This is a genomic window from Phenylobacterium sp. (genome assembly GCF_004799395.1).
In the GTDB taxonomy this organism is placed as follows: domain Bacteria; phylum Pseudomonadota; class Alphaproteobacteria; order Caulobacterales; family Caulobacteraceae; genus Phenylobacterium.
This window is the reverse complement of sequence record NZ_SSMZ01000058.1, coordinates 1-6,140: the sequence shown is the minus strand read 5'-3', so window position 1 is coordinate 6,140 and position 6,140 is coordinate 1. Positions and strand designations below refer to the sequence as shown.

Annotated in this window: 4 protein-coding genes; 1 reads left to right on the top strand and 3 read right to left on the bottom strand. The window is 69.3% G+C overall.

From position 1 onward, the window contains the following. Positions 1-116: 116 nt before the first annotated feature. On the top strand, positions 117-1,979 hold the full coding sequence (locus tag E8A12_RS04005; RefSeq protein WP_293366467.1) for a response regulator: 1,863 nt from the start codon (positions 117-119) through the stop codon (positions 1,977-1,979). A gap of 33 nt (positions 1,980-2,012) precedes the next feature. Here the strand turns inward: E8A12_RS04005 and E8A12_RS04000 are convergent, their stop codons facing one another. The 3 genes from E8A12_RS04000 to E8A12_RS03990 all read right to left on the bottom strand — a co-directional run. After that, the gene (locus E8A12_RS04000; protein ID WP_293366466.1) at positions 2,013-2,831 is read right to left on the bottom strand and encodes a sulfite exporter TauE/SafE family protein; all 819 of its coding nucleotides are present in this window, start codon (positions 2,829-2,831) and stop codon (positions 2,013-2,015) included. A 256-nt stretch (positions 2,832-3,087) separates the two neighbouring features. Beyond that, the gene (locus tag E8A12_RS03995) at positions 3,088-5,061 is read right to left on the bottom strand and encodes a tetratricopeptide repeat-containing sulfotransferase family protein (protein ID WP_293366465.1); all 1,974 of its coding nucleotides are present in this window, start codon (positions 5,059-5,061) and stop codon (positions 3,088-3,090) included. 59 nt (positions 5,062-5,120) lie between these two features. Further along, a partial coding sequence (locus tag E8A12_RS03990; protein WP_293366464.1) for a TonB-dependent receptor occupies positions 5,121-6,140 on the bottom strand: 1,020 nt, incomplete at its 5' end.

Genomic DNA, 6,140 nt, shown 5'->3' with positions numbered 1-6,140 from the left:
CATCGAGGGCGCCGCCGACTGGTATTGCGAGACGGTCGAGGTCGAGCACACGTCCTGCGTCGAACAGGGCGATCCCCACTGCGAGTTCAACATCCGCTGGGTCGAGGCGGCGGACCGTGTCCGAGCGGCCTGACCCCGATCCCACGTCCGATCTCGTCCGACTGACCCGCCGCCTCGAGCGTGAGCGCGCGGCGCGGCGTGAGGCGGAATCGATCGCGGAGCGCGGCCTGCGGGAGCTCTGGGAGCGACAGCGTCAGCTTGCCTTCCTGGAATCCATCGCCAAGGCGGCCAACAGCACCGCGCCCAGCCGCGAGGTTCTGGCCCTGGCCCTGGAGCAGGTCTGCGTCCTGACGGGGTGGCCGCTGGGGCATGTGTTCCTCACCCGCCGCCGGCGGGGCGGGACGGTCATGGCCTCTGTCGATATCTGGCATGGCGACGACGCGGCGGCCATGGGACCGTTCCGGCGCGCCTCGGAGCAGATCGAGTTCACCGCCGGCGTAGGGCTGCCAGGCCGGGTTCTGGCCTCCAAGGCGCCGGCCTGGATCAGCCGCATCGAGTCGGACGACAACTTCGTGCGGACCGCCGCCGCCGCCGAGGCGGGCCTCACGACCGCCCTGGGATTTCCTGTCCTGGTCGGCCGTCAGGTCGCGGCCGTGCTGGAGTTCTACACGACCGAGGCGACCGAGCCGGACGAGAAGCTCCTGACCCTGATGGCCCAGATCGGGGGCCAACTCGGCCGCAGCCTCGAACGCGAGCGCGTCGAGACGCGGCTGCAGGCGAAGAACCGCAAGCTCCACACCCTGGTGCACGAAGCCCAGACCCAAAGGCTGGCCGCCGAGGCTGCGAGCCGCGCCAAATCGGCCTTCCTGGCGGTCACCAGCCACGAGGTCCGCACCCCGCTCAACGCGGTGCTCGGTCTGGCCGAGGGACTGCAACGCGAACAACTCACCACGCCGCAGGCGTCGCTGGTGGCGGGGATCCTCGATTCCGGCGCCATGCTCATGCGGCTGCTGAACGCCGTGCTGGACCTGTCCAAGGTCGAGTCCGGCGCGGCGGTGTTGCGGGAGACCAGCTTCGCACTGGGCGCCACCCTGGCGACCGTCGTCCGGGTCTGGAGCCCCAAGGCCGATGAGCTCGGGATCGAGCTCACCCTCGATACGGCTGATCTGCCGGAGCCCTGCTGGATCCTCGCCGATGAAGGCAAGATCGAGCAGAGCCTGATCAATCTCATTTCCAATGCGCTGAAGTTCACGCCGTCCGGCGGGCGGGTCCGCGTACGGGCCGACGCCGCGCCCTCCCGCGCCGGCTTCGACATCCGGCTGGGCGTGGACGATGAAGGCCCCGGCGTCCCGATCGAGGATCGCGCGCGCATATTCCAACCCTATGAGCAGACCGCGGTGGGCCGCGACGCCGGCGGGGCGGGCCTGGGCCTGTCGATTTGCGGCGGACACATGAGCCTTATGGGCGGCTCGATCTCCGTTGAGACGGGGGAGGCGGGCGGCGCCCTGTTCGTGCTGGCGTTCCCGGCCAGGGCCGCCGCCATCCCATTGGCCGCCGAGCCGGCCGCGGAGCCCACGCAGACTGCCGGCCTGCGGGTGCTGGTCGCCGAGGACAACCACGCCAATCGCCGGGTGATGCAGGTGCTGCTCGGCCCAACGGGGGCGGACCTGACCTTCGCCGTGAACGGACTGGAGGCCCTGGAGGTCGCTCAGATATCGACCTTCGACCTGATCCTGATGGACGCCAACATGCCGCTGATGGACGGCGTCGACGCGGTGCGCGCCATCCGCGCGCTCGCAGCCCCGCGGGCCGCTACGCCGATCCACATGCTGACCGCCAACGCCTTCGAGGAAGACGTCCTGCGCTACCTCGCCGCCGGAGCCGACGGCGTGCTGAGCAAGCCCGTCGATGTCGCCGCGCTCTTCGAGCTGCTGACGTCCCTCAGCGGGAAGGGCGTGGCGGGCTCACGCGCGGCATGATTGCCGCGCCGCCCGCGCCACCCGCGCCGGCTCTCAGAGGCCGGCGGTCTTCATTGCATGGACGACCGCGGGGAAGGTGTCGGCGGCCTTGATCAGCAGTCCGATGCCCGAGACGCCCAGCAGGATGAAGGTGACCCTGCGGAAGTTCACGTCGGAGAGCTGCTTGTAGAGCCGCACGCCCACGAGGGTGCAGGGCAGCACCACAGGTACGGTGATCGCGACCAGCAGCCAGTACCGGGGCCCGAAGGTCTCCGGCTTCTGCAACGCCAGCAGGCTGATCGACAGCAACTGCAGCACGAAGATGTAGGGCTGGACGATGGCGCGGGCCTCGCGCTTGGGCACATGGCGCAGGCCGTTCCAGACCACGACCGCCGCGCCCGGAAAGGCGGTGAAGCCGCCGATCACCCCGCCCGACATGCCGACCAGGGACGAGGCCAGCCAGCCGCCGCCGACCGTCTTGTGCACGCCGTGCGGGCGGGCCAGGGAGTAGCCGGCGTAGATGACCAGGAAGCCGCCAAACACCAGCATGAGGTCGCCGGTGGGCAGCGAGCTCAGGATGGCCAAGCCGATCGGAACGCCGATCAGGCCGCCCAGCAGATAGGGCGCCGGTCCGTTCGGCCACCACTGCTTGATCGGGGCCATATCCGCCTTCAGCTGGCGCAGCGACATGATCTGGTTCGCCGCCGACAGGGTCATCAGGAGCGGCACGCCGAGCTTTGGCGGCAGGAAGATCAGGCACAGGGCCCCGATCGCTGAGAATCCAAAGCCAGAAAGGCCGCTCATCAGGGCCGAGGCGGCGAGAATGGCCACCAGCAGGGCGATGGTGAGTGGAGGAAAGCCAGCCAGCAACAAGGAACCACCTCAAAATTACTAGGGGTCCAGCCTGAACAGCCTAGACCTAAAATCTCGCGGCGTCCGGTGTCGGCGCTGCGGCCCGACACCTCTTACGCGGGCCCATTCCGGCGTCATCGGCGGTTCCCCCACGGCCCTGTGAACAGCCGTCCGATCGACCGCAGACGCCCAATTTCTGGTCAATCGGGCAGGCCGGCGCCCTATGCGCGGCGCCCAGGCCGGATTTGAGGCCCTGAGCGCCAAGGTCGCCGAAGACTCAGCGCCCGCCACGCCAGCCGGCGAGCGCCGGACCCAGCGCCGTCTTCAGGGGGTCGAGCCAGGCCTCGTAGGCGCGCCACTGCTCCAGGCCATCGCGGAAGATCGGCCTGCGCACCTGCTCGGAACTCACCGTGCGCACGGCCCGGCTGTTCTCGTGGAAGCGCAGGCAGGCCTCTTCGAAGGGAAGACCGCAATAGTCGAGCAGGCGCGCGACCTCGGCCTCAGTATCCTGCACCAGGTCCTCGTAGATCACCCGATGGACGCGGCCGGGCAGCACGGAATCGATGTGGTCCATCCAGGCCACGTAGTCTCGGTAGTAGGCGCCTATGTCGCCGAGGTCATAGGAGAAGGACTGGCCCTGGGCGAAGTGCTGCTTGAAGGCGGAGAAGCCCGAGCCCAGGGGATGGCGCCGCGCATCGATGACCTTGGCTTGCGGCAGGATCAGCTGGATCAGCCCTAGGTGTTGGAAATTGTTGGGCATCTTGTCGATGAAAAAGGTCCGGCCTTGCCTGCGGTGCACCCGAGTGGTCGCCAGATAGCTCTCGCCCAGGGCGGTCAGGGCCGCGGCCTCCAGGCTGGCCAGGGCTTCTGGATAGGCAGGACCGAACCGGCGGGCGATGATCCCGAGGTCGGGCAGCTCCATCGTGCCCTCGACCTGGCTGTGGCTGGCCAGGATCTGCTCCACCAGGGTCGAGCCCGAACGCGGCAGGCCCACGATGAAGATCGGCGCCGCGCTGGTTGCGCCCGCGCCGGCGCGCTCGGCGAAGAACTCCGGCGTGAACAAAGCCTGCGCGCGGCGGAGCTGGGCGGTGGTTTCTGTCGCGTCATAAGGCGTCTCGCCGCGCCGTAGCGCGGCGCCGCGCGCGTAGTGCTCGAAGGACGCCGCCGCCTCGCCGCGGTCCTCCAGGGCCTTTCCCAAGGCATAGTGCAGGTGCAGGCGATCCTCTGCGCCGAGGTCGGATCGGTCGAGGGCCGCCAGCATCGCCGCCTCGTCGGCGGGGCCGAGCGCCGCGACCTTCAGGTTGGCCAAGCTCCAGTAGGCGTCGCCCAGGCCGGGTGCGAGCGCCAGACTCCGCTTGTAGGCGGCCACCGCGTCCTCGCGCCGGCCCACCGCGCGCAGGGTGTGGCCATAGTTGAGCCACAGCCGCGGCTGGCGCGGATAGTCGGCCAGCAGGGCCTCGTAGATGGCGATCACCCGGGCGTCCTCGCCGACCAGGGCCAGGCAGGCGGCCAAGAGGTTCAGATAGGCGGGGTCCTTGGGCGCGGCGACCAGCAGACGCTCCACCTCGACCAGGGCCTGGGGCGCTTTCTGCTGACGGAATAGGGCGTCGGCATAGCCGAAACGGGCGCCGTCGTGGCCGGGGTCCAGCTCCAGGGCGCGGGCGAACAGGATCTCGGCGTCGCCATAGCGGGCCTGGCGCAGATAGACCTCGGCCAGCATGCGCGTGGCCGCCGCATCGCCGAGATGGCGGGTCAGGTGGACGCGCAGCTGGCTCTCGGCCTCGCCGATCCGCCCGGCGAAGACCGCCTCGGCGGGGCCCTTCAGCGCCGGGTCAGTGACCGCCGCGCGACGATGCTCGGCATAGGCGGCCTCCGCCGCGGCGACCTCGCCGGCCTTGAACGTCAGGTCGCCGAGCGCCCGCCAGGCCTCGGCCAGGTCGCGGTTCAGGCTGACGGCGTTGCGAAGCGCCAGCGCTGCGGCCGCCCCATCGCCCAGTTCCGCCAGGGTCATGCCCAGCTCGTACTGGGTGTTGGCCGCGCGCGGATAGGCCTGGGCGAGCGGCGCCAGAATGGCCCGCGCGCCCGCCGGATCTCCCGCCCGGCGCCGGGCGGACCCCAGGATCAGCAAGGCCCTGGGGTCGTTGGGCGCCATCCGCAGGACGGCCTCGGCGCCGCGCTGCGCTTCGGCCGGATCGCTGGCCAGCAGGGCTGCGGCGCGAGCGATGATCGCCGCGGGCGAGGTGTCAGCCATGCCCGCCCCGTCGTCGTCGCAAACCCTGCCTCCGGCTGGCCCGTGTCCGGCGGTCGCCCTTAGAAGGTGACCGTCACCCGGGCGTAGTAGTAGCCGCCGTCGATGCCGTAGGGCGAGAAGTTCATCGGCCCGTTCAGGATATTGCCGCCGTCAATCGGCTGCTGGGTGCCCGGCAGGTTGCCGAAGTTCGGCGGTTTCTTGTCGAACATGTTGTTGGCTCCGACCGCGAGCTTCACAGACTCGATGATCTTGTAGTCCAGCTCGAAGTCGGTGATCGAGGCCGTGGGGATCCGCGCATTGGTGGTGATGTTGTCGGTGGTCTCAAGCTGCGAGGTCGGCCCGTAGATCGACTCCCGCAGGTTGGCGCTCCACTTGCCCAGGGTCCAATAGGCGCTGGCCACGAACTTCTCCCGCGGCGTGGAGTCGGTGAGCGCCGAAAGCGCGTTGGGGCTGAGCAGCGAGGTCTGGGTGATGATGCTGGGGTTGGCCGAGAGGTCCACCGCCGGCAGGGCCGCCTGTTTGGTCACTTCGGTCTTGTTGTAGTTGAGGCCGGCGGTCCAATCGACGTGGCCATAGGCGCCGAAGTCGGAAGCGTAGTTCGCGGTCAGCTCGGCGCCCTGGGTGCGGGTGTTGACGCCATTGGTGAACACCGCGATGCCGGCGTAGGAGATGCCGCTGTCGAGGGTGTTGCCGTGCGCGGTGATGGCGTTCAGCACCGCCTGGGAGATCACGTAGTTGGTGTTGCCGCTCACGTCCGAGCCGAAGATCAGGCCGGTCACGACAATGCGGTCGCGGATGTCGATCTGGTAGGCGTCGAAGCTGATCTGCAGGCCCTCGATCGGGTGGGCCACGAAGCCGATGCTGTAGTTGGTGGACTTCTCGGGCTTCAGTGGCTGGAAGCCCGCGATGGCCGCGGAGTTCGAGTTCGGCGGCAGCTGCACCTCGGCGAAGGCCGGCGAGACGTTGGTGCCGGAGTAGTATTCTTCCGCGAGCGTCGGGGCCCGGAAGCCGTTGGAGATGGTGCCGCGCAGCGCGAACATCGGGCTGAAGTCATAGCGGCCGGTCAGCTTGCCGACCGT